Raw genomic sequence first — 26,960 nt, forward strand, 5'->3', positions numbered from 1 at the left:
GTAGCGGCGCGAACAGTGAGACACTAACGCCCATGAATCCGACCACCAGGGCGACGATCACCGCCGTCGCCGCCTCGGTGGTCGCCGCTGCCGGCTACCTCGGTACGGGCTACCTCGCGATCGGCGCGATGAGCATGATGGTGGCGCTCGCCATCGGCTGGCCCGTGCTGACCCGCGTGTCCCGCCACTGGGTGAGCACGACGATCATCGGGCTGGGGGGCATCACCGCCCTGATCGCGGTGCTGCTGGGGCGCAACGAGCCCTACCTGCGCTACATGGTCGTGGCGTTGGCTGCCATCGTGATCGCGTCTCTGCTCGCGGAGGTGGCCTTCCCCTCAGCGCCCGGCCGTGCCGTCACGTCCGTCGCTGCCACCGCATCGGGCGGTGCGGTGGCGGCCTCCGGCGCCGCCTGGATCGCCTCCAGCCGGGCGCCAGGAGCGGAGGACCTGGTCGTGTCGGGTGCCGTGACGCTCGCCGTCGCGGCCCTCGCGTCGATCCTCACGCACCACCCCACGGTCAACACCGTCGCTGCGCTGGTCCTTGGCGGTGCAGCCGGGTTCGGCATGGGCTACCTCTTCGAGTCGATCCCTTGGTACGGCGGCATCCTGGTGGGGCTCGCGTCAGGCGCCTCAGTGGTGCTGCTCGCGGAGCTCTACCGACGAGAGCCCCGGCCGCGCAACCCGTGGGCGGGAATAGCATCGGGCATCACGCCTGTTCTGGTCGCCGGGGTGCTGGTGTACCTCGGCGGGCGCCTGCTCGTCGGATAGCCCCCCACCCGGCAGCCCCAGGAAGGCCACAGTCGTGCTCGAGAGAATCCTCATCATCGTGGCAGTGCTCGCGGTCGCGAGCGCCGGCTACTGGTGGTGGCAGCGCCGCCAGGGACGCGTGCGCGAGATGCACCGAGACGGCGCGTTGTCCTCCGAGACGCTCGGGGCCAAGCGTGGCTACGGGGCGACATTCGTGCAGTTCTCCACCCCCATGTGCGCCAAGTGCCCCGGCACCGCGCGGCTGCTCGGCGAGGTCGCCGACAGCCACCGCAACGTCGCCCACATCGAGATCGACGCCTCCGAGCGGCTCGACCTGGCGCGCGAGCTGTCCATCATGCGCACTCCCACCACTCTCGTATTGGACAGTGACGGAATGGTGGTGGCCCGCATGGATGGCCCGCCCACACGCGAGCAGGCCGAGGCCGCGCTCGCGGCGGTTCCCAGCGCCGGCACCGATTACTCCATCTAGGCCACGCCTACACTCTCCCCAGGAACGCTCCCCAGGAGGAACCATGCCCCAGGACACCCGCATCGACCCGCGCGGATATCGATTCGGCGCTGCGATCACGCTCGCCGTGGCCCTGATCGCGCTCGTGCTCGGCGCCGGCCCGGCCGGCTACGTCGCGATCGGCGTGCTCACGCTCATGTTCATCCCCGGAGCCACCGTGGGCCCCCAGGCGACCCTCCAGTCGTGGCTGTTCAAGCGGCTGGTCCGGCCGCGCATCGGCCCGCCCGCGGAGACCGAGTCCTTCCGCCCGCCGCGCTTCGCGCAGCAGATGGGCCTGGCGATGTCCGCCGCCGCGCTGGTGCTCGGGCTGCTCGGCATCGCCGCCGGGTTCTACGTGTTCGCGGCACTGGTGACGGTCGCGTCCTTCCTGAACGCCGTGTTCGGCTTCTGCCTGGGGTGCGAGATCTATCTCCTCCTCAAGCGAACGACCACCCGCGCCGCCTGACGGGACCCGCTCGGCCTCTCACCCCGGACGTGCCCGCACGCCTGGGCCGCGGGTAGACTCCGGCACTATGACTGGTCTCGAGATCGCGTTCACCGCTCTCGCAGTGCTGGGCTTCGGCGCCACCGCGTGGATCGCCGGAATCATCGCCTGGCGTCTGCTCCGGAGCCCCAAGAAGTGACTTTCGTCATCCCCGACGACCTGGCACCCGAGGTCTATCCGCTCGCGTGGCTCTTGGGCCGCTGGACCGGCCACGGCGAGGTCGACTACCCGGGCATCCCGCAGGCCGAGATCGTGCAGGACGTGGTCTTCGATCACGACGGCGGCCCGTATCTCACGTACTCCTCCACCGTGCGCCTGCGCGGGGCCGATGCGCAGCCTGGCCAGGTCTGGGCCGTCGAGTCCGGCTTTTGGAGGGTCTCGCCGCAGGCGCCGGAAGGCGTCGAACTGCAAGACTTCCAGCACCCGATCGAGGTGGTGCTGTCCGATGCCTCCGGCCTGCTCACGTGCTACCTGGGGGCGGTGGGGAACGGACGGATCGATCTCGCCTCGCGATTCGCGGCCGCGACCGAGTCCGGGCCCGAGGTGCGCGGCGCCACCCGCATGTACGGCAACGTCGGCGGAGAGCTGATGTGGGCGTGGGACCTCGCGGCCTTCGGCCAGGACCTGCAGTCCTATATGTCCGCACGGCTGTCGCGGGTCGACGACCCCGCGGCCGACGCCGACTCCTGAGCCGCGCGGAATCACTGATGGGTCCCACACGTTCCACCGGCATGACTGCCTCACCTCTGCTCTCGCGCCACGGCGCGGTCGACGATTCAGGAGCCGATGCGGGGGTCGCGCACCACTACGGCGACCCGGTCGCCGAGCAGCGCGCCCTGGCCGCAGGCCGCGCGGTCGCCGACCAGTCTCATCTGGGAATCGTCACCGTCACCGGCCCGGACCGGCTCACGTGGCTCGACTCCCTCACCACCCAGGCCCTCGGCACCCTCGCCCCCGGCTTCTCGAGCGAGACCATGATCCTGTCCCCCCAGGGCCGGATCGAGCACGTCGCGGGAGTGGTCGACGACGGCGAGACCACCTGGCTCATCACCGAGACGGCCCCCGCGCTCGCCACCTTCCTCGAGCGCATGAAGTTCATGCTGCGCGTCGAGGTGACCGACGCCACGAACGAGTACGCGGCGATCGGCGAGGCCGTGCGCGCCCCCGCCGCCGCCGGAGAGCCGCCCACGTGGGTGGACCCGTGGCCCGGGGTCGCTGCCGGCGGCACCACCTACGCGGCCGATCCCGACGCGCCTCACCCAGGCGCCGACCGCGCGTGGCGGCTGGTGCTCGTCCCCCGCGAGACGCTCGAGGCGGAGATCGACGAGCGCCTCGACGCGGGCTGGTCGCTCGTGGGCACGTGGGCGACGGAGGCGGCCCGCATCGCCGCTCACCGACCCCGCGCGAGCCACGAGGTCGACGAGACCACCCTTCCCCACGAGCTCGACTGGCTGCGCACCGCGGTCCACCTCCACAAGGGCTGCTACCGCGGCCAGGAGACGGTGGCGAAGGTGCACAACGTCGGCAGGCCGCCGCGCAGGTTCACCATGCTCCACCTCGACGGCTCGGGGCACTCACTCCCCGAACTGGGCGCGCCCGTGATGAACGGCGAGACCACCGTGGGCCGCATCACCTCGGTGGCGCGACACCACGAGGACGGACCGATCGCCCTCGCGATGCTCAAGCGATCCGTCGACCCCTCCCTCGAACTGATGGTGCCGTCCGATGGCGGCCCCCTCGCGGCGAGCCAGGAGCTCATCGTGAACGCGGACGGGTTCTCCTCCGACCGCCCCGATCGGCCCGGCCCCACCATGCGCGGGCTGATGATGGGCAAGGGGTGCGCCGCCGACGGCGGCGACATGTCCTGAGCCGGCCCCCGCATCGGCCGTGCCCACCGCGCAGGCGCGCCACCCAGCCCGGATCGTGAGACGGGGGTAGCGTGAACGGCGTGGAGATCTCGGTCACTGAACTCGGCTCGGGCGTGAAGACGGCCCTCGACGCCGCCAAGGACGGCGAGACCGTCATCATCACTGACGACGGCGTTCCCGTCGCCCGCCTCACCGGAGTGGAGTCCACGGACCTGCTGACCCGGCTCGAGGCGGACGGACTCATCGCCCTCCCCGCCGCCGCGCGAGCAGTCCCGCGCGTGCCGCAGGCGGAGGCCGCCAAGGACGCGCTGTCGAGCCTGCTCGGCCGCATGCGGAGGTAGGGCGTGGCGCTCGTCTACATGGACACGTCGGCGCTCGTGAAGCTGTGCGTGCTCGAGACCGGCACTCCCCTCGCGGTGGGGCTGTGGAAGCACGCCGATGCGCTGGTCACCTCCCGCATCGCCGACGCCGAGGTGAGGAGCGTGCTCGCCGCCGCCGAGCGCATCGGCCGGATCGACGCCGCGCCTGCCGCGCAGGCGCGCGACCGCTGGAAGGAGCTGTGGCCGTCGCTCGCGGCGGTCGAGGTCACGGCCGCACTGGCCACGCACGCGGGCGACCTCGCCGACCGCAGGCCGCTGCGTGCCGGCGACGCGCTGCACCTTGCGAGCGCGCTCCTGCTCGCCGACGCCAAGCCGATCTTCGCGGCGTGGGACCGGCGGCTCGCGGCCGCCGCGAGCGCGGAGGGGCTCACCGTGCTGCCGCCTACACTGGCCTGAGCACCCGACCCCGTATCCGTCGCCGGAGGACCGATGTTCGACACCCTGCAGGCCATGATCATCCTGGTGATCTCCGTGGTCGCCCTCGTCGCCGCCGTCTGGGCGTTCATCGACGCGGTGAAGTACCCCGACTCCGCCTACGTCAATGCGGGCAAGAAGTCCAAGGCGCTGTGGCTCGTGATCCTCGGCGCCGCGGCGCTCATCGCGTTCATCTCGCTGCCGTGGCCGCTCGGCGGAGGCGGCGGGATCATCGGATTCCTCGGGATCGCGGCCGTGATCGCGGTCATCTACTACTTCGTGGACGTGCGCCCCAAGGTGTCCGGCGCGAGCCCCAGTTCCGGCGGGTCGCGCGGCTCGTCCGGCGGCTGGTAAGGCGCGAGCGGCCGATGCGCGCAGTCCTTCAGCGCGCCAAGCGCGCCTCGGTGACGGTCGAGGGCGACGTGACGGCGTCGTTCGACGCCCAGGGAATCGTGGCCCTCGTGGGCGCGACCCACGACGACGGGCCGGAGCAGGTCGCGACCATCGCGCGCAAGATCGCGGAGCTGCGGATCCTCGACGACGAGCGGTCCGCCTCCGATGTGGATGCCCCCATCATCGTGGTGTCGCAGTTCACGCTGTATGCGGACGTGCGCAAGGGCCGGCGGCCGTCGTGGAACGGCGCGGCCCCCGGGCCCATCGCCGAGCCGCTGGTGGACGCTGTCGTCGAGGCCCTGCGCGAGCGCGGGCTGACCGTGGGGACCGGCGTGTTCGGCGCGATGATGGACGTCGAGCTCGTCAATGACGGGCCGATCACGATCATCGTCGAGGCTTAGGCCGCCCCGTCGTTGCTTCCGCACGGGTGGTCGAGTAGAGCGTCAGTGCGGAAGCCGCGCGCGCATCGTCCCCACGGGCTGATGGCCGATGCACCCGTCCGGAAGCCACACGCGCCGCGGAGGTCAGTCGTGAGCGCGCACCAACAGGTCGCCGACCTCGCACTCGAGCACGTCGCAGATGGCCGCGAGGGTCGAGTACCGAATCGCTCGGGCGCGGTCGTTCTTGAGCACGGAGAGGTTGACGACGGACACACCCACGCGCGCGCTGAGCTCGGTCAGGGTCATGGCTCGCGCCTCGAGCAGCTCGTCGAGTCGGCAGTGGATACCGGTGCCCTCGGCATCGGATTCGGCGGGACTCATACGAGGCCCTCGGTCTCGCGCTGGAGCTTCTCGCCCACGTGGAGTGCCGCGCCGATCGCGCCGACGACGAGGATCGCGAGCAGCGGGACCAGGCTCGCCTCGAATATCGCCACCCCGTAGGTGTAGTCGCTGATCGCCGACATCGCACCGTTGGTGGTCATGTTCGACCACAGCCTGTCGCCGACCCATCCGACCGCGATCACGCCCGCACCGGTGTACGCGAGCCTCGAGGCACCGCGGGTGAAAGCGCGGCCGCGAGCGAGCCGCAGAAAGAAGAGGACCGCGATCACCAGGCCGGCGCAGATGGCGAGCGCGGCCCAGATCGGCTCTGCCCAGAGCGCGAACATGGTCGCCGGCGCCGGGTCGGGCACCACCACCGTGGCAGTCTCCACGGTGGCGGTGACCGCGGCGCCGTCAGGGCCGAGCGGCAGGGGCGCCGTCTCGCCGTCGAGCGGAACGGTGACGGGGATGTCGTGGCCGGGCGCGACCTCGCGCAGCCGCTCGACGGCCGCCGTGATGGCGATCACGGCGCCGCTGGCCGCCATGACGGCGGCGGCGTACATGGCGATCCGGTCCGAGCGGTCGAGTCCAGGGGTGGTGTCCATCGGGACCTCCATATCGATCTTCGTTGTTATCGAAAAACGATACGTAACGACTGTCGATATGGCAAGCCGTCGCCTCCGCGCGGACAGAACCCGTGATCGTCAGTGCGGAAGCCGCGCGCGCATCGGCCGTCCTCACGTATGGTCGGCGCTCCATGCGTGACGACCACTGGAGGTCGCACGGGAGCGCCTCCCTTGCAGCGGCCGTCTGTCACGGGTAGGTCACAGCCGTCACGCCGGTGGCGAACATGGGCATGAGCACGCGTGCCGCCTCGTTAGCCTGGACGCAACGCCACAGGAGACTGCGGCGAACCCGGCCCTGCCGGACGATACGAGGAGGATGAAATGTTCGAACGGTTCACCGATCGAGCCCGACGCGTGGTGGTGCTCGCCCAAGAAGAGGCGCGCATGCTCAACCACAACTACATCGGGACGGAGCACATCCTGCTCGGCCTTGTCCGCGAGGGCGAGGGAGTCGCCGCCAAGGCCCTCGAGGCCATGGACATCTCCCTCAACGGCGTGCGCGAGCAGGTCCAGGAGATCATCGGCGAGGGCTCGCACGCCCCCTCCGGCCACATCCCCTTCACGCCCCGCGCCAAGAAGGTCCTCGAGCTGTCGCTGCGCGAGGCGCTGCAGCTGGGACACAATTACATCGGCACCGAGCACATCCTGCTGGGCCTCATCCGCGAGGGTGAAGGCGTCGCAGCGCAGGTGCTCGGCAAGCTCGGAGCGGACCTCGGCGGAGTCCGCCAGCAGGTCATCCAGCTGCTGAGCGGCTACGAGGGCAAGGAGCCCGCGACCGCAGGCGCCGGCGGACCCCAGGAGGGCACCCCGTCCGGATCCACCGTGCTCGACCAGTTCGGCCGCAACTACACGCAGGCCGCGCGCGAGGGCAAGCTCGACCCCGTCGTGGGGCGCGAGATGATCCAGGAGCGCGTGATGCAGGTCCTCTCGCGCCGCACCAAGAACAACCCCGTCCTGATCGGCGAGCCCGGTGTCGGCAAGACCGCCGTCGTCGAGGGCCTCGCCCAGGCGATCGTGCGCGGCGACGTGCCCGAGACGCTCAAGGACAAGCACCTCTACACCCTCGACCTCGGCTCGCTCGTGGCCGGATCGCGCTACCGCGGTGACTTCGAGGAGCGCCTCAAGAAGGTCCTCAAGGAGATCCGCACCCGCGGCGACATCATCCTGTTCATCGACGAGATCCACACCCTCGTGGGTGCAGGTGCCGCCGAGGGCGCGATCGACGCGGCTTCGATCCTGAAGCCGATGCTGGCTCGCGGTGAACTGCAGACCATCGGCGCGACCACTCTCGACGAGTACCGCAAGCACGTCGAGAAGGACCCCGCACTCGAGCGTCGCTTCCAGCCCATCCAGGTGCCGGAGCCCGAGCTCGCCCACGCCATTGAGATCCTCAAGGGCCTGCGCGACCGCTACGAGGCGTTCCACCGTGTGACGATCACCGACGAGGCGATCGTCGCCGCAGCCACCATGGCGGACCGCTACATCTCCGACCGGTTCCTGCCGGACAAGGCGATCGACCTCATCGATGAGGCGGGGGCGCGCCTGCGCATCCGCCGTATGACGAGCCCGCCCGAGCTGCGCGAACTGGACGACAAGATCGCGAACGTGCGTCGCGACAAGGAGTCGGCGATCGACGAGCAGGACTTCGAGAAGGCCGCGAACCTGCGTGACGTCGAGCGCCGCCTGTCCGAGGAGCGCTCGAAGAAGGAAGAGGCGTGGAAGTCGGGCGACCTCGACGTCGCCGCCGTCGTGGACGAGGACCTGATCGCAGAGGTCCTCGCGATGTCCACCGGCGTGCCGGTCACCCGCGTCTCCTCCGACGAGTCCTCGCGACTGCTCCACATGGAGTCGGAGCTGCACAAGCGGATCATCGGCCAGGAGCAGGCCATCAAGGTGCTGTCCCAGTCGATCCGCCGCACGCGCGCCGGACTCAAGGACCCCAAGCGCCCCGGAGGCTCGTTCATCTTCGCCGGCCCCACGGGTGTCGGTAAGACCGAGCTCGCCAAGGCGCTGTCCGAGTTCCTGTTCGGCGACGAGGACGCGCTGATCTCGCTCGACATGTCCGAGTACGGCGAGAAGCACACCGTGGCTCGCCTGTTCGGAGCGCCCCCCGGCTACGTGGGCTTCGAAGAGGGCGGCCAGCTCACCGAGAAGGTGCGCCGCAAGCCGTTCTCCGTGGTGCTGTTCGACGAGGTCGAGAAGGCCCACCCGGACATCTTCAACTCGCTGCTCCAGATCCTCGAGGACGGCAAGCTGACGGATGCCCAGGGTCGTGAGGTCAACTTCAAGAACACCATCATCATCATGACCACGAACCTCGGTGCGGACACGATCTCCCGCCGCCAGGCGACTGGCTTCTCGGTGCAGTCGGAGTCCGGCCACACCTACGACGAGATGGTGAAGCTGGTCAACGGCAAGCTCAAGGAGCACTTCAAGCCCGAGTTCCTCAACCGCGTGGACAACGTGGTGGTCTTCCCGCAGCTCACGCAGGACGAGATCGTGCAGATCGTGGACCTCATGGTCGCGCAGCTCGACGAGCGCATGAAGGACAAGGACATGGGCATCGAGCTCACGACCGCTGCGAAGCGTCTGCTCGCCGAGAAGGGCTACGACCCTGTGCTCGGTGCGCGTCCGCTGCGCCGTGCCCTGCAGCGCGAGCTCGAGGACCCGCTGAGCGAGAAGATCCTGTTCGGCGAGGTCACGTCCGGCCAGATCGTCCGCGTCGACGCACAGGGCGAGGGCATCCTCGGCGAGTTCACGTTCGAGGGAATCGACCGCGACGAGCTCGTGGGTGAGCCCATCACCACCGACCCCGAGGTCAAGGTCGGCGGCGGCTCCGAGGAGGCGTCCGACGACGACAAGGGCGAGGGCGACGGCCCCACCAAGCACGTGCCCGGCGAGTAGCCCACACGCCTAGCCACGAAGGCCCGGTCCCCGTTCGCGGTGGCCGGGTCTTCGTGCGTTTCAGGTCCGCTTGATGCGCCCTGGAAGGTCGTGAGTGCCCATTCGGCAAGATTTTGGGCACTCAGCACCTGCTAGGCCGCAGCGCGAGAAGGTGCGGCGACGTCGCAGACCGAGCCGGCCCGCGCATCGGCCGTAGGCTGAAGGTATGAGCCACGACCCGTACATCGCCGACGCCACCCGCTACGACTCCATGCAGTACCGCCGCTCCGGGAAGTCGGGCCTGCGGCTGCCGGGAGTGAGCCTGGGGCTGTGGCACAACTTTGGCGGCGCCAGTAACGCAGACGTCATGCGCGAGACCATGCGCACCGCGTTCGATCTGGGCGTCACGCACTACGACCTCGCCAACAACTACGGCCCGCCACCTGGCAGCGCCGAGGAGAACTTTGGGCGGATCTTCGCGCAGGACCTGGCGCCGTACCGCGACGAGATCATCATCTCGACCAAGGCCGGCTACGACATGTGGCCGGGACCGTATGGCGACTTCGGCTCGCGCAAGTACCTGCTCGCATCTCTCGACCAGTCGCTGGCGCGCATGGGCCTCGACTACGTCGACGTCTTCTACCACCACCGCCCCGACCCGGACACGCCCATCGAGGAGTCGATGATGGCGCTCGACTATGCGGTGCGCTCGGGCAAGGCGCTGTACGCGGGCATCTCCAACTACGGCCCGGACGCGACGCGCGCCGCGATCGACATCCTGCGCGAGCTCGGCACGCCGCTGCTGATCCACCAGTTCTCGTACTCGATGTACGAGCGCGGGCCGGAAGAGGAGCTGATCGGCACGCTCGAGTCGGAAGGCGTCGGCTCGATCGTGTTCTCGCCACTCGCTCAGGGCCTGCTCACCGACCGCTACCTGAAGGGCGTGCCCGAGGGATCGCGCGTCACCCACTCGCAGTTCCTGAACGAGAACCAGCTGTCCGAGACCTATCTGGACCGCACGCGAGCGCTCAACGAGATCGCGGCCGCGCGCGGGCAGTCGCTCGCACAGCTCGCGATCCAGTGGGTGCTGCGCGGCGACCACATCACGTCCGCCCTCGTGGGAGCCTCGAGCGCGCAGCAGCTGCGCAACACTGTCGCGTCGCTCGACTTCCCGGCGCTCACCGACGAGGAGATCGCGGCTATCGAGCCGCACGCGGTGCACGGCACCCACCGCGGCGCGTAGTTTTCGCGACGCGCGCTCAGGAGGCTGCGTCGTCGAAGTCCGGGCACATGTGCTCGACCGCGGCGTCGAGCTCCCGGTAGCGCTGTTCGCGATCGTGCGGCTGGTCCGTGCGCGAGTCGTATCGCGCGATCGCGAGACCGTCGGAGATCATCGCCAGACCGTAGTCGTCTCCTGCCACCTCGACGTAGCGCAGCATCCTGCCGTACGCGTCGCGGTCCGTCTGCGCTCCCGCGACCAGCTCGACCTCCACGTTGAGCAGCCGGGACTGCGCCGCTTCGCGCGCGACGTCGGCACCGCACTCGCCCCGCTCGGGCGTGTCGATGCCGATCACCCTCACGTCCTCGACGGCGCCGCTCCGCTCCACCTCCATGGAGTCGCCGTCGTAGACATGGGTGACCGTCCAGGACCGATCCGATGGCGGACCGTCGGTCTCTGTGGACACGGGCGACGCCGCCTGGCACGCCACGAGCCCGACCACGGCGGCCGCAGCGATCACCACGCGGCGGGCGGCGGGCAACGGGTTCATCCGATCAGTGTGTCAGCGCACCGGGTGCGGGAGCACGACGTCGCGCCCGCTCGGTAGGCCTGGTGTGCCTCGAGGCGGTCGCAAGCCGCGAAGCGCAGTCCTGAGTTGCCTACTCTGGTCACGGGACGGGACCAGCAAGACGGCCGATGCGCGGGCCGGGTCACAGCGCGTAGGCGCCACGGTCCTCGGATACGAGGGTGATGAGACCATCGGCCACCAGCGACTCGAGGCACCGGTCCAGCTGACCCGGCTCCACGTCCTCGAGCGCCGCGTGCCCGCCGACCGTCACGGGGGAATCGGCGGCGCGCAGCACGGCCATGACTCGGCCCCGCACCTGGCGATCGGTGCCGTGCCACGCCTGGGTGCGCCGCGGGGCCTCGTCCAGACCCGGTGAGCCCGCCGCGACCCACGCACAGGAAGACTCCAGCACGCATTCGCCGCAGCGCGGGGCGCGAGCCGTGCACACGAGCGCACCCAGTTCCATCGCACCCGCATTCCACAGCGCCGATGCTTGGGTCCCTTCCGGCACCAGGCTCGCGGCGTGTGCGCGCTCGGGCCGCGTGAGGTGGGCGGCCGGAAGTGGCCGGGCGTGCCAGGCGCGGCCGATCACGCGGCGCACGTTGGTGTCGAGCACCACGTCGCGCTCGCCGAAGGCGAAGGCACGCACGGCCGCCGCGGTGTACTCGCCGATACCGGGCAGCGCGCGCAGCTGTTCGGTGTCGCGGGGCACATCCCCACCGTGCTGGGCCACGAGCGCGAGCGCGCACTCGCGCAGCCGCATGGCGCGGCGCGGGTAGCCGAGCCGACCCCACGCGCGGATCACCTCCGCCTGCGGGGCGTCGGCAAGGTCCGCTGGGGTGGGCCACCTGTCCATCCACTGCTCCCACACCGGAGCGACGCGGGACACGGGGGTCTGCTGAAGCATCACCTCGGAGACGAGCACGCCCCACGGCGAGCGATCCTCAGCGCGCCACGGCAGCTCGCGCGCCTCCCGGTCGAACCAGGCCACGACCGCGTCGACCATGGCGGTATCGGTCGGGTTCGGCATGGCTTCATTGTTCCAGCGCGCAGCGGGGCTACCGTGACTGACAGGAAGGAGCCTCCCATGGACGGATTTCGCAAGCCCGTCGGTGACCAGCCGCCCTCGGTCTACTGGCGTCGGCGACTCGTCGTCGTCGCGGCCCTGGTCGCGCTCGTGCTCCTGCTGTGGTTCCTGATCTCCGCCACCCTCGCCGGCGGCGAGGACGGCGAGCCCGCCGCCTCGCCGACGTCCACCAACTCGCCCCAGGCACAGGATGTCGACCCCGACGATCCGAGCCGCGAGTGCACCGCAGACGACCTGACCCTCACGCTGGAGGCGTCACCCCCCGAGGTCACCGTGGGGACGATGCCCGCCTTTGATCTGGGGCTCGAGCACACCGGCGATACCGCCTGCAGTCTGTCGACCGCGACCGAGGGCACCGACATGAGCGTGCGATCGGGGGAGCAGATCTACTACTCGACGACGTGGTGCACCGACGACCCCGCGTTCCCCGAATCGGACTGGGTCCTGCAGCCCGGCGACAACGAGGCGCTGCAGGCCACGTGGGCCGGCCAGCGGGTCAACGAGCAGTGCGAGCCCATCCAGGAGCAGTCGGATCCCGGCTACTACTGGGCGTCCGTGGCGATCGGCGGAGTGCCCGCGCCCGAGGTGCAGTTCCGACTCGTCGAAGGCTGACGCGGCTCGGACAGCTCGACCCGTCAGCTTCGCGGCACCGCCAGTTCCACGGCGTCTCTCAGGCTCGCCACGGCATGGACCTTCACCCCAGCGGGAGGATCGACCGTGATGCCGGTCGCGGGGACGATCACCTCGGTGAAGCCCAGGCGCGCGGCCTCCGCGACGCGCTGGCCGATGCCGTGCACCGGCCTCACCGCGCCCGAGAGCGCGACCTCGCCGATCGCGGCCAGCCCTGATCGGACCGGCACGTCCGCGCGCGCCGAGGCGAGCGCGAGCGCGAGCGCGACGTCCGCGGCGGGCTCCGTCACGCGGGCACCCCCGATGGTCGATACGTAGACGTCATCGGCGGCGACCGCCACCCCGACGCGCCGCTGCAGGACCGCGAGAATCATCGCGACTCGAGACGAGTCGATCCCGGACGTGGCGCGGCGAGGATTGTTCAGTGCGCTGGGCGCCACCAGCGCCTGGATCTCGGCGGGCAGCGGCCTCTTGCCGTCGATCGTGATGGTCGCGCACGTGCCCGCCACGTGAGCGCCCTCCCGCGACAGGAACAGCCCGGAGGGGTCGGACACCCCCTCGATCCCCGTGTCGACCAGTTGGAAGCAGCCCACCTCGTCGACCGACCCGTAACGGTTCTTGATCGACCTGAGCAGCCGCAGCTGCGAGTGCTGCTCTCCCTCGAACTGGCACACCACGTCCACGAGGTGCTCGACCAGGCGCGGCCCCGCGACGGTGCCCTCGCGCGTGACGTGCCCCACGAGGACCATCGGGAAGCCGCGCAGCTTGGCGACCTGGATCAGCGAGGACGACACCTCCCGCACCTGGCTCACTCCCCCGGGCGTGCCGTCCACCGCCGCCGACGCGAGGGTCTGGATCGAGTCGACCATGAGCAGGTCCGGCTGCACCTCGTCGATGTGCGCGAGCACGGCGCCCAGGTCCGTCTCTGCTGCGAGCAGCATGCCGGTGTCGAGGGCGCCGATGCGCTCGGCGCGCAGGCGCACCTGGCCGGCGGACTCCTCACCGGTCACGTAGAGGACCCGGGATCCCGCTCGCGCCGCGCGCGCGGCGACGTCGAGCAGCAGGGTGGACTTGCCCACGCCGGGTTCGCCGGCCAGCAGCACCACCGCTCCCGGGACCAGGCCACCGCCGAGCACGCGGTCGAACTCGTCGACCCCCGTCGCCCTGCGCTCGGATGCGGTGGCCTCGATGTCTCCGATGGGCCTCGCGGGAGAGCGTGTCGCGGTCGCCTTCGTGGCCGGGCCCGCGGGGGCGCTGCCCGCCTCTTCGACGGTGCCCCACGCCTGGCACTCGCCGCACCGCCCCACCCACTTCGCGGCCGTCCACCCGCACTCCGTGCAGCGGTAGCCGGGACGGGCGGTGCGAGTGCTGGTGGCCATGCAGACACGCTATCCCGCGCGTCGGACACGCGACGCACCGCCGCTTTCCCAGGTCCGCGCTCACCTCAGCCGTAGGCTGTGCCCATGGCAATGCGGAACCCGGACGAGAACCGGAACCCTTGGATTCCCGTGAACGACGGCGTCGCACCCCGCGAGGCCGTCGCACCGTCGAAGCCGAGCATGCCGTCCGCACCCCGATCGGCGCCGCGGCCCGAGCCCATCGAGACCGACGACACGGGCGACGCGGACGTCGTCGCCCCCGTCTCGCCGCCGCCGCCGGACGAGATCTTCCCGACGAGCCCCTCTGCTCCCACCGCGCCCTCGACTCGCGGCGACGAGGCCGCTGCGCCCGGCGCCAGCCGCGACCCGTACAGCGCACTCAGCGACGCAGCGGTGCGCAACGCGTCCCTGTCGGCCTCGGGCGCGCCCACCCCGATGAGCGGCACCCGTCGCGTGAATGCCTCGGAGGCCACCGCCGGCGAGCGGACACGCGTGTTCAACCCCGGACCCGCCGCACCCGGTGGCGCCTGGATCGCGGGCGATCCCCGCGCGGACGCCCCACCGAGCGCGCGCGAATGGGCGCGCGCCGCTGCCGACCGCGGCGACCACGGAGCGTCACCGGCGCCGGAGCCCTCGGATGAGCCCGTCGCGGTTCCCGAGGACGACTCGCCCCCGTACACGCCGCGAGTCGCGGCCTGGGACGACCCCACTGCCGAGACTGACGACGCCGGCGACGGCGACGCGCCCGTGCCCCCCGCATCGGCCCGTACGCCGTGGTGGCGGTCCGTGCCAGTGCTCGTCATCGTGGGCCTGCTCGTGATGGGCGGGATCGGCTACGCCGTGTACCTCTCGTTGTCCTCCGAGGAGCCGGTGGAGCTGACGGCACCGGTCATCGTCGTGTCGCCAGCGCCCGCCGCACTCGATCCCATCGCGATCGAGGACCCCACCGACTTCCAGGCGGCGATGCCCGGCGTCGTCGGCGCCTACGCGCTGACCGACCTCGACGCGCCCGCGCCCGCGTCGTTGGACCTGGCCGCGCGCGCCGCGGAGGTCAGCGTGCTCACCTACAGCGACGGCGACACCAGCCTCACCCTCCGGGCGATCCAGCACTTCGACGACGAGGCGGCAGTCGCGCAGTTCGAGACCTTCGCCGCGGACGGATCCGACCGTCAACCCGTCGAGGCCGGGGGCACCGCCGTGGGCGAGAGCGCCACGGTCCCATCCGCGGATGGCCAGACCATCGTGTGGCGCAACCGCACCGCAGTGTTCGAGCTCACCGGACCGCCCGATGCAGTCGAGACGTTCTTCGCAATCTTCCCGCTGTGACCATGCCGGCCGCGGCAACGGCCTCCTCACCGCTCGCCCACGGCATCGGTTAGCCTGGCGGAATGAGCGACGAAGCTGTGCACACCCACCAGGACCCGACCGAGTCGACGACTCCCGAGCCACCTCGCATCGCCGTGGTCGGCGGGGGCGTCATGGGCGGGACGATCATCACCGCCGTGCGTGTCGCCGGATGGCCCGCCGAGGGGATCACCGTCGCGGAGAAGGACACGGCGCGCGCCGGCGCGCTTGAAGAGGCGCACGGCATCCACGCCGCCGCCTCGATCGCCGATGCGGTCGAGGACGCCGAGGTGATCGTGATCGCGGTCAAGCCTCAGGACGCCGACTCGGCCCTCGCGGAGATCGCGACCGCCTACAAGCCGGGCGCGCTCGTCATCACGGTGGCCGCGGGGCTGCCCACGGCCTTCTACGAGAGCCGCCTTCCCGATGGCGCACCGGTCGTGCGCTCGATGCCCAACACCCCCGCGATCGTCGCGCGGGGCGCCACCGCGATCGCCCCGGGCTCTCATGCCACGTCTCAGCACCTGGGCGTGGCCGAGGCGATGCTGCGGGCCACGGGGCTCGTCGTCACCGTCGCGGAAGAGGACCTGGACGCGGTCACCGCCGTGTCGGGCTCGGGTCCGGCCTACTTCTACGCCGTGGTCGAGGCTCTCACCGAGGCGGGGGTGGCACATGGGCTCGACAGGGAGCTGGCGACCCAGCTCGCCGCCCACACCTTCGTGGGCGCTGCCCAGCTGCTCATGGAGTCCGGCGACACGCCCCAGAAGCTGCGCCGACGGGTCAGCTCCCCTGGCGGCACGACGATCGCAGCGCTCGAGGCGATGGAGCATGCCGGCCTGCAGGGCGTGGTGTCCGCCGGCGCGAATGCCGCCGCCGCCCGGTCACGGGAGCTCGCGCAGGAACTGGGCGACTGACCTCTGGCAGAGCGGGGCTCTCCCCGCACTCAGCCGGCGCGCTCCCGCTCCAGCAGCGAGCGCTTGATGTCCACGCCCCACGCGAAGCCCGTCAGCGCACCGTTCGCGCCGCTCACGCGGTGGCACGGGATGAACAGCGCAATCGGGTTCGCGCCGCACGCGCCCCCGACGGCGCGGCTCGCCGCGGGAGAGCCGAGAGCCGCCGCAATCGCTCCGTACGTGCGCGTCTGTCCGAACGGGATCGCGCGCAGCGCGTCCCACACGCGCCGTCGAAAAGCCGAGCCGCGCGGGTCGAGGGAGACTCCGGCCAACGCGTCGGCGTCTCCCTCGTAGTACGCGAGCACGGCGGCGGCCGATGCGCACTCGCCTGAGACCGCGCCGGACATGCCCGCGCGGGCCGCGACCGCATCGGCGCTGTCGCTCCAGGCCGCGGCGACGACGTCGCCGCGCTCGTTCTCGATGATCGTGAACGGCCCGTCCGGGGTGTCGAGCGTGGTGTGCGTGAGCATCGTGGCTCCTTACATGGTGGGTGCGGCGGCGGCCCGCCACAGGTGGATCATCAGGTAGCTGCGCCATGGCGCGTGGCGCCGTGCGTACGCGTCGAGCCCGCGCGCGTCGGACGGGATTCCCAGCGCCTTGGCGCCGGCGCGCACCGCGCTGTCCCCGGTGAGCAGGATGTCGGGGTGGGTGAGCACCCGCAGCGCGACGTAGTGCGAGGTCCACGGGCCGATGCCCGGGACGGCTTCGAGAGCGGTCGTCGCCTGGGCGAGGGTGCGGCCCGCGTCGAGCACGATCTCGCCGGTCGCCACCGCCTCCATCGCGGCCGTCAGGGCGCCGATGCGGGCAGCAGGGCCGCGCACCACCTCGCCCGCGTGGGCGGCGATCGTCGCCGCCGAGGGGAACTCGACCGTCACGTGGTCGGTCGCAAGCGGCGTGCGCAGGGGCTCACCGAGCGCGTCCACGAGGCGCTGCACGGCGGTGCGCGCGGAGGCCACCGACACCTGCTGGCCGAGCACGGCACGGACCAGCATCTCGGCCGGGTCCACGGTGCCCGGGATGCGACTGCCGGGAGCGGCCGCGACGGGCGCGCGCAGCCGAGGATCGGAGCTGAGCGCCGCATCGATGGCAACCGGGTCGGCGTCCAGGTCGAACAGCCTGCGCATCATGGCCAGCAGCTCGGGAAGGTCGGCGAGGTTCGGGAGCATCGCCGTCACCCGCACGTGGTCCGGGCCGGGCGCGGCGGTGACGCGCGCGGCTCCGCCGGCGAGTCGCACGGCTCGGGTGAACTCGCCATTCTCGACGTGTTCGAGACCGGCGATCGCGCGTGCGTCCAGCCACCGGATGACGTCAGCGCCCCCGAACGGCTCCCTCGCGCGCAGGCGAAGGGTGATGCTGCCGGCTGCGGACGGCGCGCTGGGTCCCGCGCGTTCGGAGCGCCGCGCGCGATCGCGAAGCTGCGAGGGCGCCATGGCGAACACCTCCGCCATGGTGTCGTTGAACTGCCGGATCGAGGCGAACCCAGCGGCGAAGGCCACGTCCGCGACGGGCATCGGGGTCGACACCAGCAGCTGTCGGGCGGTCTGGGCACGCTGCGCCCGGGCGAGAGCGAGGGGCCCGGCGCCGAGCTCGTCCGTCAGGAGTCGTCCCAGCTGCCGCGTCGAGTAGCCCAGGCGAGCGGCCAGCCCCGCCACGCCCTCGCGGTCCACGAGCCCGGCGCCGATGTGTCGCATCGCGCGCGCGGCCACATCCTCCCGCAGGTTCCACTCGGGGCTGCCGGGCACGGCCTCCGGGAGGCAGCGTCTGCACGCACGGTAGCCCGACCGGTGCGCGGCAGCAGAGGTCGCGAAGAAGGTGCAGTTCGCGACCTTGGGGGTGCGGGCCGGGCACGACGGCCGGCAATAGATGCCGGTGGATCGGACCGCCACCACGAACTGCCCGTCGAATCTGGGGTCGCGCGTGGACACCGCCGAATAGCAGCGGTCGAAGTCGAGGATGATCGCGGTCACGACTCCAGGGTGCCCTGGGCCGGCTCGGCGCGCTAGCGGTTTTCGGACATCGCGTCACACCTCGGGCGTAACACGCTCGTCACGTCAGTAGAAATCGGCCAGGAAGTCGCCCACGTGTTCGAACATGCGGTGCGAAGCCTCATCGTCGTACTCGTGCCACCCTTCGAATCCGAACAGATGACCCGAGCCGGGATACTCGAATTCCTCACACTGACCGCCCGCAAACGTCATGAGCGCCGAGACATCGGCCTGCGGCACCCAAGGGTCCTCGTCCGCGCGGTGCAGTTGTGCAGGCAGATGTCCGGGCCACTGCTCGCCATCGAGCCACTCGGGCAAGATCAGGCCGCTCATCATCACCACGCCTGCCGCGTGTGCGCTGCGCATCGCGAGCAGTGCTGCGACGGATCCGCCGAGCGAAAACCCTGCGTACACCACGGGCCCCCGCAGACCGCGGAGCTGATCCTCGACCACCGGGACGAAGGCGTGAGGGCCGCCCTCACCATCAGCGAACACCGTGCCCGTATCGAGATCGTGGAACGTCCGTCCCTCGAACATGTCGGGGACGTCGACGTCATGGCCATCGCCGCGGAGAGCGTCAGCCCAATCGTGGACATGATGCGTGAGGCCGAGCGCGGCATGCAGAAGGACGATCCGGGCCATGAGCCCACGCTACCGCGGCCGGATTCGCGCAGGGCGCCAGCCCCGCCCGGCCCGCGAACGTTGCTACGCGGGCCACTCGATGCTCGGCAGCGCCTCGAGCTCCGGCTTGGCGAACAGGTAGCCCTGCATGTAGCGCACGCCCTGCGACCTGAACCACTGGTACTCCTCGTACGTCTCGATGCCCTCCGCCACCACATCGATCTGGAGATTGCGGCAGATGTCGATCGCGCCCTTCACGACGACCTGGCGCACGGGGTCGCTGTCGATGCCGCGCAACAGGCCCATGTCGAGCTTGATGACGTCAGGCTGGAAGTCGACCAGCAGCGATAGCCCGGCATAGCCTGCGCCGAAGTCGTCGATCGCGGTGATGAAGCCCCTGTCGCGGTAGTCCCGGAGGATCTTGGTCAGGTGCCCCTTGTCGGCCATGTCCTCCGACTCCGTCACCTCGAACACGATGCGCTCGATGGGGAAGCCCGTGCGCTCCGCGGCCGCCAGCGTGGTGCGAATGCACGCCGCCGGCTCGTACACGGCGTTGGGCAGGAAGTTGATGCTCAGCCGGCAGTCGATTCCCAGCCGGGCTGCGAGCTCGATGGCCTTGGTCCGGCAGGCCTGGTCGAATCGGTAGCGGTTGTCCTCGGTGATGCGGCCCAGAATGCTCATCGCGCCGGACCCGTCGGTGCCTCGCACAAGAGCCTCGTACGCGGCGACCTGGCGCTCCTGGACGTCGACGACGGGCTGAAAGGCCATCGTGAAATCGAACGGCAGCGGGTCGCCGTTGCGGCATTGATCGCATTTCAGCAGGTGGTCTCGCTCTTTGACATGCATCTTTCTACATTAACCTGGCGCTATTCCTGCAGCACGCTCACCGACGGCGCCGTGCGTACATGACCTTCTTCCAGGGGTTTCGCGGGCGCGCTACGGGATGAGTCGATCATCAGGACCGCGACGAACGGGGAGCCCATGGCGCGCAGCAGAGCGGCATAATCCACTCCGAACCGCATTTCCGTGCCGGCGGCCAGCACCGTCGGGGTCTCGAGCACGAGGTGGTCGCTCGTCGCGCCGATCACCTTCACGCCGGCGGGTGGCGCGAGGCCCTCGGGAACCATGTCCTGGCGCCCGAGCGCCACGATGGTCTGAATGCGCTTGCCACGACGCCGGCGCGGGGCCGGGCCGGGGCTGCCGACCTGCGCCGCACGAGCCGCAGAGGGCCCCCACGGCTCGGCAGGCTTCTCGCGCGACTCGATGACCGCTCCGACAAGCGTGAAAGCGTCGCCGCGCAGGCCCGCGACAGGCTGCTGGGTGAGCGGATCCAACCCGAGCAGGATCGACTCCCCCACCCGCAGATCGTTGACGGCGCCCGCGGGCCGCCGCCCGAGGGCCCATCGAAGGTTCGCGGAGTTGCCGCCGCTGACGCGCATGCCGGGCAGCCCGAGTCTCGTCGACACGAGTCCCGCGAGCACCGACAGCTCCCCCATCTGCTCGGCGCCCGGGATGACGCCGTTCAGGCACGCGAGATTCGTGCCGAGACCATCGAGGATCACGCCCTTGTGCGCCGCCACCTCGCGGGCGCACGAGAGCACCTCGTCCGGCATCACGCCCTCGCGGAGGTCACCCAGTTCGACCATCAGCACGACGCCATGGGTGCGCCCGGCCGCGGTCGCAGCGGTCGCGAGCGCACGCACCACGGTCATATCGCTGACGAGGGACGCGTCTGCGGCGATGACGGCGCGGTCCGCCTCGGCCGGAGCGGGCGAGCGCAGCAACGTGAGCGGGACGCTCACTCCCGCTCGCCGCAGTCGTTCGAGGTTCTCGATGCGCGAGTCCGCGAGTCCGGTCACGCCGCCTCGCAGCATCGCGCGTGCGACCTCGGGCGAGCCCCGGGTCGCCTTGGTCACGCCGGTGACCGAGATTCCGGTCTTCGCCAGGCGCAGCACCAGGAACCGGGTGTTGTGCTCGATCGCCGCAAGGTCGACCTCGATGCGCGGTGCGCTCATGTCGAGACCGTCTCGGCCTCCGGCACCAGAGCGGGATATGCCTGCAGCACCATGTCCGCCAGGCGTGCGGGGCCATCCCAGAGCGGATCCGCCGCGGGCAGCCCCAGCTCGAACTCGTACAGCGCCGCGGCAGCCGCCACTTCCGAGGGGCCCATGTTCTCGTGGTTGATCGCGAGGCCGATCACGCGCGTGCGTCCGAAGAGCTCGATCAACGCCAGCTCGTCCGCGGCCTGCGGCATTGCGACATCCGGATAGTCGCTCAGGACCGTGCGCCCGGGGGCGTGCTGCAGAATCACCGCCTGGGGGCGGCTGGCGCGCAGCACCACGGTCGAGCTGAGGTACGCGGGATGACTGAGGGCGCCCTGCCCCTCGATCACGATGACCTGCGGGTGTTCCGCCTCCCACGCCGCGACGACGGCGCCCTCGAGCTCGCCCACTCCGAACTGCGCGGGGATGGCGTCGAGAGCGACTCCGTACTTCGCGCCCTGCATCAGGCCCGTCTGCCCGGTGCCGACCATCACCGTGTGCACGCCGGCCTCGTTGAGCGCCGCGGTCAGCAGGGTCGCGGTGGTGCGCTTGCCGATCGCGCCGTCGGTGCCCAGGATCGCGATGCGCAGGCAGTCGACACCGTCGATCGCGCCGTCGAACATGCGCAGGTCGCGAGTGGGGCGTGGACGGCGGATGTCGTGCAGCGTGACCCCTGCGGCGGACGCGCGCGCGGTCATCTCGGGATCGTCCGTGAGGAACTCGTGCAGGCCGGAGACGATGTCCAGCCCCGCATCGATCGCCGCGAGCACCGCGGCGCGGTCGGCGGCGCTCATCAGCCCCGACAGGGGAGCGAGCCCGAAGATGAACACGTCAGCCGTGCCAGCGGCGTCGGCCGCGAGAGCCTCGGCAAGCGAGGCGACCACCGGGATGCCGGCGGCGATGTCGCCCAGCGCAAGACCCGCATCGGCCCCATCGATGGTGCTGTCGATCACGGCCACGATCCGGTAGCGCTCGCTGGAGCGCACCAGGCCGTTGGCCGTCTTGCCGTCGATCCGCGCGAAGTTCCCCTCGCAGTACACGACCGCAGTGGGGCGCGCGTCGACGGGTGAGGGCGCGGGCAGAGCGAGGACGGGGGGTGGAACGGGACGCATGACAAACCTCGAGTCGATGCTCGGAAGGAGGCGCCAGGGACGTTGCGGCCAGGTGGCCGGTGTCAACGAGAGGTCCCCACCAAGAAGGGGTGAAGAATCAGTCTACGCTCGTTGATCCCTGCCCGCTTCTGCCTGTGGGAAAGCTCTGTGCCCGATTCACCGTCAGGGTGCGCCCGGTAGGCGCGGAAACCGCCCTACGCCCGCAGCCAACAAGCGCCATAGCGCCCGAGCGAGACCGTGAGCGTCCCATCCTCGGCGACTTCGACCGGCTCCGCCATGCCCGCACCCGACGTCAACTCGTCGCGCAACTGCGTTCCCGGCTCGAGCCCGGGCGTCAGGGTGACCTCGAGGGGCGCCTCCCCCAGGTGGTGCACCGCGATCACCGAGCTGCCGTCGAGCACTGCCTTGTGCGCGAGCACGCTCGGCTCGGCACTGTCCAGCCACTCGACGTCCCCGAATCCGAAGTGCGGGTTGTCACGTCGCTTCGAGATCAGCATGGTCATGTGCGTGAGCAGCGACTCGGGGTCCCCGCGCTGATCGGCCACGCTGATCTCGTCGGGCGAGTAGGGATGCGCAGGCATCTGCCTGCGAAGCTTGTCCGGGCTCGCCGTCGTGAAGCCGCCGCCCGCACCTGGTTCCCACTGCATCGGCGTGCGGACCGAGGAACGCCCCGGGACGTCGAGGTTCTCGCCCATCCCGATCTCCTCGCCATAGAACAGCACCGGAGTGCCGGGCAGGGAGAACAGCAGCGAGTAGACCATGCGGATGCGGTCCTGATCGCCGTCGAACATGCCGGGCAGTCTGCGGCGCAGGCCGCGGCCGAAGACCTGCATCTCGGGCTCGGGGCCGAACGCCGCGAATACCTCGTCCCGCTGCTCATCGCTCAACTGGTCGAGCGTCAGTTCGTCGTGGTTGCGCACGAATGTCGCCCAGCGCGTGTCGCGCGGCGGCAGCGGCCGCGAGCCCAGCGCCTCGCGCATCGGCCCCGCGTCCTGACGAGCGAGCGCGAGGTACATCGCCTGCATGCCCGGGAAGTCGAAGGACAGGTCGAGCTCGTCGCCCCCATCGCCGAAGAACCTCATCAGGTCGCTGTAGGGGACGTTCACTTCGCCGAGCATGATCGCGTCGCCGGCGCGACGGGCCATGAAGGACCGGAGCGCCCGCATGTACGAGTGCGGGTCGGTCTCGCGCTCCGCGGCGAGGGTGTCCGCCGTCGTGAGGAGGTACGGGACCGCGTCGACGCGGAAGCCGGACAGCCCCAGCTCCATCCAGAAGCCCATGACCCGCGCGATCTCGTCGCGCACCTCAGGGTTGGAGATGTTGAGGTCGGGCTGATGGCGATAGAAGTGGTGCAGGTAGTACTGGCCGGTCGCCTCGTCCTGCCGCCACAGGCTGTCCTCCTGGTCGGGGAAGATCACGGCCTGCGGGGCGTCTTCCGGCGGCGATTCCCGCCACACGTACCAGTCGCGCTTGGGGTTCGTGAGCGACGACCGCGATTCCTGGAACCACGCGTGCTGGTCCGAGGTGTGGTTGACCACGAGGTCCGCGATCACGCGAATGCCGTGGTGGCGCGCGGTGCGCATCATCTCCACGAAGTCGCCGAGCGTGCCCAGGCGGGGATCGACGGAGTAGTAGTCCTCGACGTCATAGCCGTCGTCGCGATTCGGCGATGCGTAGAACGGCATGAGCCACAGACACGTCACCCCGAGGCTCGCCAGGTGCTCGATGCGCGAGGTGAGGCCGCGGAAGTCACCGATGCCGTCGCCGTTCGAGTCCTGGTAGGTCTCGACGTCCAGGCAGTACACCGTGGCGTTGCGCCACCACATGTCCGCCACATCTGCGGGCCTCATACGTTCCCCTCGTCGTCGAGAGCCGAGTGGTCATGGCGTGAGTTCATGTGGGGGCAACAGGACACAACGCCTCGTTATGCCGCACCAGCCCTGCGCCGCCCCTCGTCTGTAGGAGAATTCTGTACACAGTTCGTGCTCGCAGGACGCCCTGTAGGAACTCCACGTGCGCCGCGCAGGTCACACCGGTCGGCAGGCCGATGCGCCAGTTACCAGGGCATCGGGACATCCGTGATGCGCTCCGCATCGTCAGGGAGGTGCGGCAGCGCGCCCCCATCTCCGCGGATGCAGAACCACGTCAGGGGCCCGTCGGACTCAGGGATGCAGCGCCAGGTGCGACGCACCCCCTGGCCCACCCGGATCGCCGCACCGGGTCCGACGTCCACAACGTCGTCATCCAGCCCCATCTGCCCGCTGCCAGTCAGGAAGATGTACAGCTCCTCGTCCGAGCTGTGCGTATGCCAATAGCCCGCCTCCTCCCCTGGTACCAAGGAATTGGCAGTGACGCCGATGAACTGCATCGGCAGCTCGTGGTCGAGGACGCGGCGCCCGTCGCGCGAGCGGTCGGGCACGAAGCCGCCGAAGTGGTCACGCCAAGAGTCGAACGGGCCGAGGTCGATGCGCTGGTAGTCACTCATGGTGGCGAGTCTGGTCCCGGCCGTGGTGGCTGGGCAAGCTCCGAGCCCGAGCTGCCGTGAACGGATTCCTCCTACAGCACGCCCCGGGACGGCGTTCCGTGTGCAGAACCTTCCTACAGCGGGGTGTCGAGGAACGTGCCATCCAGCCGCCACTCCCGCGTCGGCCTGAGCGCCGCCACGAACCCGGCATCATGACTCACGACGATGAGCGCTCCCCGGAAGTCCCCGAGCGCGTCCAGCAGGTGAGCGCGCGAGGAGAAGTCGAGGTTGTTGGTCGGCTCGTCGAGCAGCAGCAGCTGCGGAGCCGGTGTCGCGAGCAGCACCGCCGCCAACGCCGCCCGCAGCCGCTCGCCGCCCGACAGGGTGCCCGCGAGCGCGTCCCCGTCGGCCCCGCGGAACAGAAATCGCGCCAAGCCCGCACGGACTTCGTGCGGGCTCGCGCCGGGCGCCCGCGCGCGCACGTTCTCGACCACCGTCAGCGCGGGGTCGAGAACGTCGAGCCGCTGCGGCAGGTACCCCACGGGCACCAGCGCCGATGCGCGGCCGGCTTGAGGGGCGACCTCGCCTGACAGGGTGCGCAGCAGGGTGGTCTTGCCGCTCCCGTTCGCTCCCGAGAGGACGATGCGCTCGGGGCCTTGGATCGCGGCGTCCGCCTGGGTGCCGGTTGCGAACACGCACCTCTCGAGCCGCGCGACGTCGCGCCGCGCGGGCACGCCCGTCTCCGGGAGCTCGACGCGGATCTCGCGGTCGCGGTCGGCGGCGTCCTCCGCTCGGTCTCTCCTGTCGCGGGCGTCGGCGAGCCGTTCCTCATGAACGCGGGTCGCGCGGGCCTGCGACTCCTGAGACGACCTCTTCTTGGCCCCCGCGACGATCGGGGGCAGCCCGGCCTGCTTGGCCTTGCGGGCGCCCTCGCGCTGGCGACGCCCCACTCCCTCCACCTGGGTGCGCAGCTCACGGTGCTGACGGGAGACCTCGGACCGGGCGCTCCGGAGCTCTGCCTCGGCTGCGGCCCGCTCCGCGTCGAGAGCAGCCTCGTACTCCTCGATCGCTCCGCCGAACCAGCGCAGGCGCCCGCGGCGCAGCTCACCGATCGCCTCCACGCGGGACAGCAATGTGCGGTCGTGGCTGACCACGAGGGTCGCGCCGCGCCTCGACGCCAATGCGTCCACCACCTGAGCGGTCGCCGCGGCGTCGAGGTTGTTCGTCGGTTCGTCGAGCAGCAGGACGTCGGGTCGCGCATAGAGGGCCGATGCCAGGGCCAGCCGGGTGGCCTCGCCCCCCGATAGTTCCCCGACCGTGCGGTCGAGAGTGTCGGATGGCAGTCCCAGGCTCTCGAGAGTGGCCGTCGCCCTCTCCTCGACGTCCCACTGATCGCCGACTGCTTCATAGTGGGCCGGGTCGACCGACCCCGCCTCGATCGCGCGCAGCGCGCCCCGCACCGAGGCGAGGCCCATGACCGACTCAGCCCGCGCATCGGCCCTGAGGGCGACGTCCTGCGGGACATACGCAAGCGTGCCGGCAACCGCGACGGTGCCCGAGGCGGGAGAGAGTTCGCCAGTGAGGAGCCGCAGCAAGGTGGACTTGCCGGCGCCGTTGGCGCCCACAAGGGCGGTGAGGCCGCCGCTCACGGAGGCGGTCGCATCGGCGATCACGGGCGAGCCGTCGGGCCACACAAAGGTCAGGTGGGAGAAGGACAAGGAAGGCATAGGTTCTCGCAATACGTCTGGGGGTGGCGTGCGTACGCGTGACCAGACTTGAGCGTCTGGCGAACCTAGATCTTCATGTCGAGTGTCTCTCCTATGCCGGAATCTATGGCCATAACGATCATCACCACCAACCTATACTTTCGCCGTGTCCATGCGTGTGATCCTCGCGCTTGCCGCCGCGCTCCTCGCGGGAGTCGCGATGTCCTTCGGCCAGACCGTCGCCCCCGATCCCGTCGCACCCTTCTTCAACTCCGCCGCGCCGGTCGTCGCACTCGCTGCAGCCGTCTCCATGGCCGCGCGGCGACCGTGGGCGCACGCGCTGCTCGGCGCCCTGGCGGGGCCCCTTGCGATGGTCGGCTACTTCGCCACCTCCGAGCTGAGGGGCTTCGGCGTGAGCATGTCGTGGGTCGTCCTGTGGTGCACGGCAGGAGTGATCGCCGGGGCCGCGATGGGCTTCGCGGTGTGGGCGCTGCGCCACTCGGGTTCCTGGCCGTTGCGCGCAGTCGCTGCGGCGGTGTTCCCGGGAGTGGCGGCGGGCGAAGGCGCTCATGGTGTGGTCAGGATCGCGGACACCACCCCAGTCGGGTACTGGTGGGCGGCGATTGCGGTGGGCATCGCCGTACTCGTGTGGTTGTCCGTCACCCGGCTGCGCAGCTGGCAGGCCGTGGGCCTGGCGTGTGTCGCGACGGGCGCCTTCGCGTACGCGCTGTTCTTCGTCTACGGCGCACTCTAGGCGCGTTTCGCC

The 26,960-nt window shown here is 70.6% G+C and carries 29 protein-coding genes; 15 read left to right on the top strand and 14 right to left on the bottom strand.

Annotated features, from left to right (window positions below; genetic code table 11):
• Positions 1–32 precede the first annotated feature (32 nt).
• The 9 genes from ACNI14_RS07175 to dtd all read left to right on the top strand — a co-directional run bounded on the left by ACNI14_RS07175 (position 33) and on the right by dtd (position 5,215).
• Positions 33–767 (top strand): hypothetical protein, encoded by a 735-nt coding sequence (locus ACNI14_RS07175; protein WP_420519281.1) that lies wholly within the window; start codon positions 33–35, stop codon positions 765–767.
• A 34-nt stretch (positions 768–801) separates the two neighbouring features.
• Positions 802–1,236 carry a TlpA family protein disulfide reductase gene (locus ACNI14_RS07180; protein WP_420519284.1) on the top strand — a complete coding sequence of 145 codons (435 nt, stop codon included), beginning with the start codon at positions 802–804 and terminating at the stop codon, positions 1,234–1,236.
• A gap of 43 nt (positions 1,237–1,279) precedes the next feature.
• On the top strand, positions 1,280–1,720 hold the full coding sequence (locus tag ACNI14_RS07185; protein ID WP_420519285.1) for a DUF4395 domain-containing protein: 441 nt from the start codon (positions 1,280–1,282) through the stop codon (positions 1,718–1,720).
• 174 nt (positions 1,721–1,894) lie between these two features.
• Positions 1,895–2,449, top strand: a complete 555-nt coding sequence (locus ACNI14_RS07190; RefSeq protein WP_420519286.1) for a heme-binding beta-barrel domain-containing protein — start codon at positions 1,895–1,897, stop codon at positions 2,447–2,449.
• A gap of 41 nt (positions 2,450–2,490) precedes the next feature.
• Positions 2,491–3,627, top strand: coding sequence for a CAF17-like 4Fe-4S cluster assembly/insertion protein YgfZ (ygfZ, locus tag ACNI14_RS07195; protein WP_420519287.1), 1,137 nt, complete (start codon positions 2,491–2,493; stop codon positions 3,625–3,627).
• 80 nt (positions 3,628–3,707) lie between these two features.
• A complete protein-coding gene (locus ACNI14_RS07200) occupies positions 3,708–3,968 on the top strand; it encodes a type II toxin-antitoxin system Phd/YefM family antitoxin (protein WP_420519289.1) in 261 nt (86 codons plus the stop codon).
• Positions 3,969–3,971: 3 nt separating this feature from the next.
• Complete coding sequence (locus tag ACNI14_RS07205; protein WP_420519290.1) at positions 3,972–4,403, top strand: type II toxin-antitoxin system VapC family toxin; 432 nt, start codon at positions 3,972–3,974, stop codon at positions 4,401–4,403.
• A 33-nt stretch (positions 4,404–4,436) separates the two neighbouring features.
• A complete protein-coding gene (locus ACNI14_RS07210; RefSeq protein WP_420519291.1) occupies positions 4,437–4,775 on the top strand; it encodes a DUF2516 family protein in 339 nt (112 codons plus the stop codon).
• Positions 4,776–4,789: 14 nt separating this feature from the next.
• Entirely contained in the window at positions 4,790–5,215 is a 426-nt protein-coding gene (dtd, locus tag ACNI14_RS07215; RefSeq protein ID WP_420519292.1) for a D-aminoacyl-tRNA deacylase, read from the top strand.
• Positions 5,216–5,338: 123 nt separating this feature from the next.
• Here dtd and ACNI14_RS07220 read toward each other — a convergent pair whose 3' ends face one another.
• On the bottom strand, positions 5,339–5,575 hold the full coding sequence (locus ACNI14_RS07220) for a helix-turn-helix domain-containing protein (RefSeq protein ID WP_420519293.1): 237 nt from the start codon (positions 5,573–5,575) through the stop codon (positions 5,339–5,341).
• Positions 5,572–6,180, bottom strand: coding sequence for a hypothetical protein (locus tag ACNI14_RS07225; protein ID WP_420519294.1), 609 nt, complete (start codon positions 6,178–6,180; stop codon positions 5,572–5,574). Before ACNI14_RS07225 ends, ACNI14_RS07220 begins: the two co-directional genes overlap by 4 nt.
• Before the next feature lie 342 nt (positions 6,181–6,522).
• Here ACNI14_RS07225 and ACNI14_RS07230 point away from each other — a divergent pair, with 342 nt between their 5' ends.
• Positions 6,523–9,105 carry an ATP-dependent Clp protease ATP-binding subunit gene (locus ACNI14_RS07230; RefSeq protein WP_420519295.1) on the top strand — a complete coding sequence of 861 codons (2,583 nt, stop codon included), beginning with the start codon at positions 6,523–6,525 and terminating at the stop codon, positions 9,103–9,105.
• 205 nt (positions 9,106–9,310) lie between these two features.
• Positions 9,311–10,327 carry an aldo/keto reductase gene (locus tag ACNI14_RS07235; protein WP_420519296.1) on the top strand — a complete coding sequence of 339 codons (1,017 nt, stop codon included), beginning with the start codon at positions 9,311–9,313 and terminating at the stop codon, positions 10,325–10,327.
• A 16-nt stretch (positions 10,328–10,343) separates the two neighbouring features.
• On the opposite strand, the gene ACNI14_RS07240 is transcribed toward ACNI14_RS07235, so the two are convergent.
• Positions 10,344–10,853: a thermonuclease family protein gene (locus tag ACNI14_RS07240; RefSeq protein WP_420519297.1), complete on the bottom strand. Its 510-nt coding sequence runs from the start codon at positions 10,851–10,853 to the stop codon at positions 10,344–10,346.
• Positions 10,854–11,013: 160 nt separating this feature from the next.
• Complete coding sequence (locus tag ACNI14_RS07245; RefSeq protein ID WP_420519298.1) at positions 11,014–11,901, bottom strand: iron-sulfur binding domain-containing protein; 888 nt, start codon at positions 11,899–11,901, stop codon at positions 11,014–11,016.
• Between the two features lie 57 nt (positions 11,902–11,958).
• Here ACNI14_RS07245 and ACNI14_RS07250 point away from each other — a divergent pair, with 57 nt between their 5' ends.
• A complete protein-coding gene (locus tag ACNI14_RS07250; protein WP_420519299.1) occupies positions 11,959–12,570 on the top strand; it encodes a hypothetical protein in 612 nt (203 codons plus the stop codon).
• Between the two features lie 23 nt (positions 12,571–12,593).
• Here the strand turns inward: ACNI14_RS07250 and radA are convergent, their stop codons facing one another.
• Positions 12,594–13,967 carry a DNA repair protein RadA gene (gene radA, locus ACNI14_RS07255; RefSeq protein ID WP_420519300.1) on the bottom strand — a complete coding sequence of 458 codons (1,374 nt, stop codon included), beginning with the start codon at positions 13,965–13,967 and terminating at the stop codon, positions 12,594–12,596.
• A gap of 84 nt (positions 13,968–14,051) precedes the next feature.
• Here radA and ACNI14_RS07260 point away from each other — a divergent pair, with 84 nt between their 5' ends.
• Both ACNI14_RS07260 and proC read left to right on the top strand, forming a co-directional pair.
• The gene (locus ACNI14_RS07260) at positions 14,052–15,293 is read left to right on the top strand and encodes a hypothetical protein (protein ID WP_420519302.1); all 1,242 of its coding nucleotides are present in this window, start codon (positions 14,052–14,054) and stop codon (positions 15,291–15,293) included.
• A gap of 62 nt (positions 15,294–15,355) precedes the next feature.
• Positions 15,356–16,225, top strand: a complete 870-nt coding sequence (gene proC, locus ACNI14_RS07265; protein ID WP_420519303.1) for a pyrroline-5-carboxylate reductase — start codon at positions 15,356–15,358, stop codon at positions 16,223–16,225.
• A gap of 29 nt (positions 16,226–16,254) precedes the next feature.
• Here the strand turns inward: proC and ACNI14_RS07270 are convergent, their stop codons facing one another.
• From ACNI14_RS07270 to ACNI14_RS07310, 9 genes are all read right to left on the bottom strand, one after another.
• Positions 16,255–16,734, bottom strand: a complete 480-nt coding sequence (locus tag ACNI14_RS07270) for a methylated-DNA--[protein]-cysteine S-methyltransferase (RefSeq protein WP_420519305.1) — start codon at positions 16,732–16,734, stop codon at positions 16,255–16,257.
• A gap of 9 nt (positions 16,735–16,743) precedes the next feature.
• Entirely contained in the window at positions 16,744–18,231 is a 1,488-nt protein-coding gene (locus ACNI14_RS07275; protein WP_420519306.1) for an AlkA N-terminal domain-containing protein, read from the bottom strand.
• Between the two features lie 84 nt (positions 18,232–18,315).
• Positions 18,316–18,891: a dienelactone hydrolase family protein gene (locus ACNI14_RS07280; protein ID WP_420519308.1), complete on the bottom strand. Its 576-nt coding sequence runs from the start codon at positions 18,889–18,891 to the stop codon at positions 18,316–18,318.
• Between the two features lie 63 nt (positions 18,892–18,954).
• The gene (locus tag ACNI14_RS07285; RefSeq protein ID WP_420519310.1) at positions 18,955–19,716 is read right to left on the bottom strand and encodes an EAL domain-containing protein; all 762 of its coding nucleotides are present in this window, start codon (positions 19,714–19,716) and stop codon (positions 18,955–18,957) included.
• A gap of 20 nt (positions 19,717–19,736) precedes the next feature.
• Positions 19,737–20,885, bottom strand: a complete 1,149-nt coding sequence (locus ACNI14_RS07290; RefSeq protein WP_420519311.1) for an alanine racemase — start codon at positions 20,883–20,885, stop codon at positions 19,737–19,739.
• Positions 20,882–22,024, bottom strand: a complete 1,143-nt coding sequence (locus tag ACNI14_RS07295) for a DUF1611 domain-containing protein (protein WP_420519312.1) — start codon at positions 22,022–22,024, stop codon at positions 20,882–20,884. The genes ACNI14_RS07290 and ACNI14_RS07295 overlap by 4 nt, the downstream gene beginning before the upstream one ends.
• Positions 22,025–22,218: 194 nt before the next feature.
• On the bottom strand, positions 22,219–23,874 hold the full coding sequence (locus ACNI14_RS07300; RefSeq protein WP_420519314.1) for an alpha-amylase family protein: 1,656 nt from the start codon (positions 23,872–23,874) through the stop codon (positions 22,219–22,221).
• Between the two features lie 206 nt (positions 23,875–24,080).
• The gene (locus ACNI14_RS07305; protein ID WP_420519315.1) at positions 24,081–24,509 is read right to left on the bottom strand and encodes a cupin domain-containing protein; all 429 of its coding nucleotides are present in this window, start codon (positions 24,507–24,509) and stop codon (positions 24,081–24,083) included.
• Positions 24,510–24,622: 113 nt separating this feature from the next.
• Positions 24,623–26,215 carry an ABC-F family ATP-binding cassette domain-containing protein gene (locus tag ACNI14_RS07310; protein ID WP_420519317.1) on the bottom strand — a complete coding sequence of 531 codons (1,593 nt, stop codon included), beginning with the start codon at positions 26,213–26,215 and terminating at the stop codon, positions 24,623–24,625.
• A 151-nt stretch (positions 26,216–26,366) separates the two neighbouring features.
• On the opposite strand from ACNI14_RS07310, the gene ACNI14_RS07315 reads away from it, so the two are divergent.
• A complete protein-coding gene (locus ACNI14_RS07315; protein ID WP_420519428.1) occupies positions 26,367–26,948 on the top strand; it encodes a DUF6518 family protein in 582 nt (193 codons plus the stop codon).
• Positions 26,949–26,960: the final 12 nt, after the last annotated feature.

It is taken from the genome of Demequina pilifera, from assembly GCF_048814985.1.
GTDB lineage: Bacteria > Actinomycetota > Actinomycetes > Actinomycetales > Demequinaceae > Demequina.

What these genes read in the sequence shown, in the direction of transcription:
- ACNI14_RS07175 (WP_420519281.1), top strand. Translation starts at nt 33, where the DNA reads ATGAATCCGACCACCAGGGCGACGATCACCGCCGTCGCCGCCTCGGTG.
- ACNI14_RS07185 (WP_420519285.1), top strand. Translation starts at nt 1,280, where the DNA reads ATGCCCCAGGACACCCGCATCGACCCGCGCGGATATCGATTCGGCGCT.
- ygfZ (WP_420519287.1), top strand. Translation starts at nt 2,491, where the DNA reads ATGACTGCCTCACCTCTGCTCTCGCGCCACGGCGCGGTCGACGATTCA.
- ACNI14_RS07210 (WP_420519291.1), top strand. Translation starts at nt 4,437, where the DNA reads ATGTTCGACACCCTGCAGGCCATGATCATCCTGGTGATCTCCGTGGTC.
- dtd (WP_420519292.1), top strand. Translation starts at nt 4,790, where the DNA reads ATGCGCGCAGTCCTTCAGCGCGCCAAGCGCGCCTCGGTGACGGTCGAG.
- ACNI14_RS07220 (WP_420519293.1), bottom strand. Translation starts at nt 5,575, where the DNA reads ATGAGTCCCGCCGAATCCGATGCCGAGGGCACCGGTATCCACTGCCGA.
- ACNI14_RS07225 (WP_420519294.1), bottom strand. Translation starts at nt 6,180, where the DNA reads ATGGACACCACCCCTGGACTCGACCGCTCGGACCGGATCGCCATGTAC.
- ACNI14_RS07230 (WP_420519295.1), top strand. Translation starts at nt 6,523, where the DNA reads ATGTTCGAACGGTTCACCGATCGAGCCCGACGCGTGGTGGTGCTCGCC.
- ACNI14_RS07235 (WP_420519296.1), top strand. Translation starts at nt 9,311, where the DNA reads ATGAGCCACGACCCGTACATCGCCGACGCCACCCGCTACGACTCCATG.
- ACNI14_RS07240 (WP_420519297.1), bottom strand. Translation starts at nt 10,853, where the DNA reads ATGAACCCGTTGCCCGCCGCCCGCCGCGTGGTGATCGCTGCGGCCGCC.
- ACNI14_RS07245 (WP_420519298.1), bottom strand. Translation starts at nt 11,901, where the DNA reads ATGCCGAACCCGACCGATACCGCCATGGTCGACGCGGTCGTGGCCTGG.
- ACNI14_RS07250 (WP_420519299.1), top strand. Translation starts at nt 11,959, where the DNA reads ATGGACGGATTTCGCAAGCCCGTCGGTGACCAGCCGCCCTCGGTCTAC.
- radA (WP_420519300.1), bottom strand. Translation starts at nt 13,967, where the DNA reads ATGGCCACCAGCACTCGCACCGCCCGTCCCGGCTACCGCTGCACGGAG.
- ACNI14_RS07260 (WP_420519302.1), top strand. Translation starts at nt 14,052, where the DNA reads ATGGCAATGCGGAACCCGGACGAGAACCGGAACCCTTGGATTCCCGTG.
- proC (WP_420519303.1), top strand. Translation starts at nt 15,356, where the DNA reads ATGAGCGACGAAGCTGTGCACACCCACCAGGACCCGACCGAGTCGACG.
- ACNI14_RS07270 (WP_420519305.1), bottom strand. Translation starts at nt 16,734, where the DNA reads ATGCTCACGCACACCACGCTCGACACCCCGGACGGGCCGTTCACGATC.
- ACNI14_RS07280 (WP_420519308.1), bottom strand. Translation starts at nt 18,891, where the DNA reads ATGGCCCGGATCGTCCTTCTGCATGCCGCGCTCGGCCTCACGCATCAT.
- ACNI14_RS07285 (WP_420519310.1), bottom strand. Translation starts at nt 19,716, where the DNA reads ATGCATGTCAAAGAGCGAGACCACCTGCTGAAATGCGATCAATGCCGC.
- ACNI14_RS07290 (WP_420519311.1), bottom strand. Translation starts at nt 20,885, where the DNA reads ATGAGCGCACCGCGCATCGAGGTCGACCTTGCGGCGATCGAGCACAAC.
- ACNI14_RS07295 (WP_420519312.1), bottom strand. Translation starts at nt 22,024, where the DNA reads ATGCGTCCCGTTCCACCCCCCGTCCTCGCTCTGCCCGCGCCCTCACCC.
- ACNI14_RS07300 (WP_420519314.1), bottom strand. Translation starts at nt 23,874, where the DNA reads ATGAGGCCCGCAGATGTGGCGGACATGTGGTGGCGCAACGCCACGGTG.
- ACNI14_RS07305 (WP_420519315.1), bottom strand. Translation starts at nt 24,509, where the DNA reads ATGAGTGACTACCAGCGCATCGACCTCGGCCCGTTCGACTCTTGGCGT.
- ACNI14_RS07310 (WP_420519317.1), bottom strand. Translation starts at nt 26,215, where the DNA reads ATGCCTTCCTTGTCCTTCTCCCACCTGACCTTTGTGTGGCCCGACGGC.
- ACNI14_RS07315 (WP_420519428.1), top strand. Translation starts at nt 26,367, where the DNA reads ATGCGTGTGATCCTCGCGCTTGCCGCCGCGCTCCTCGCGGGAGTCGCG.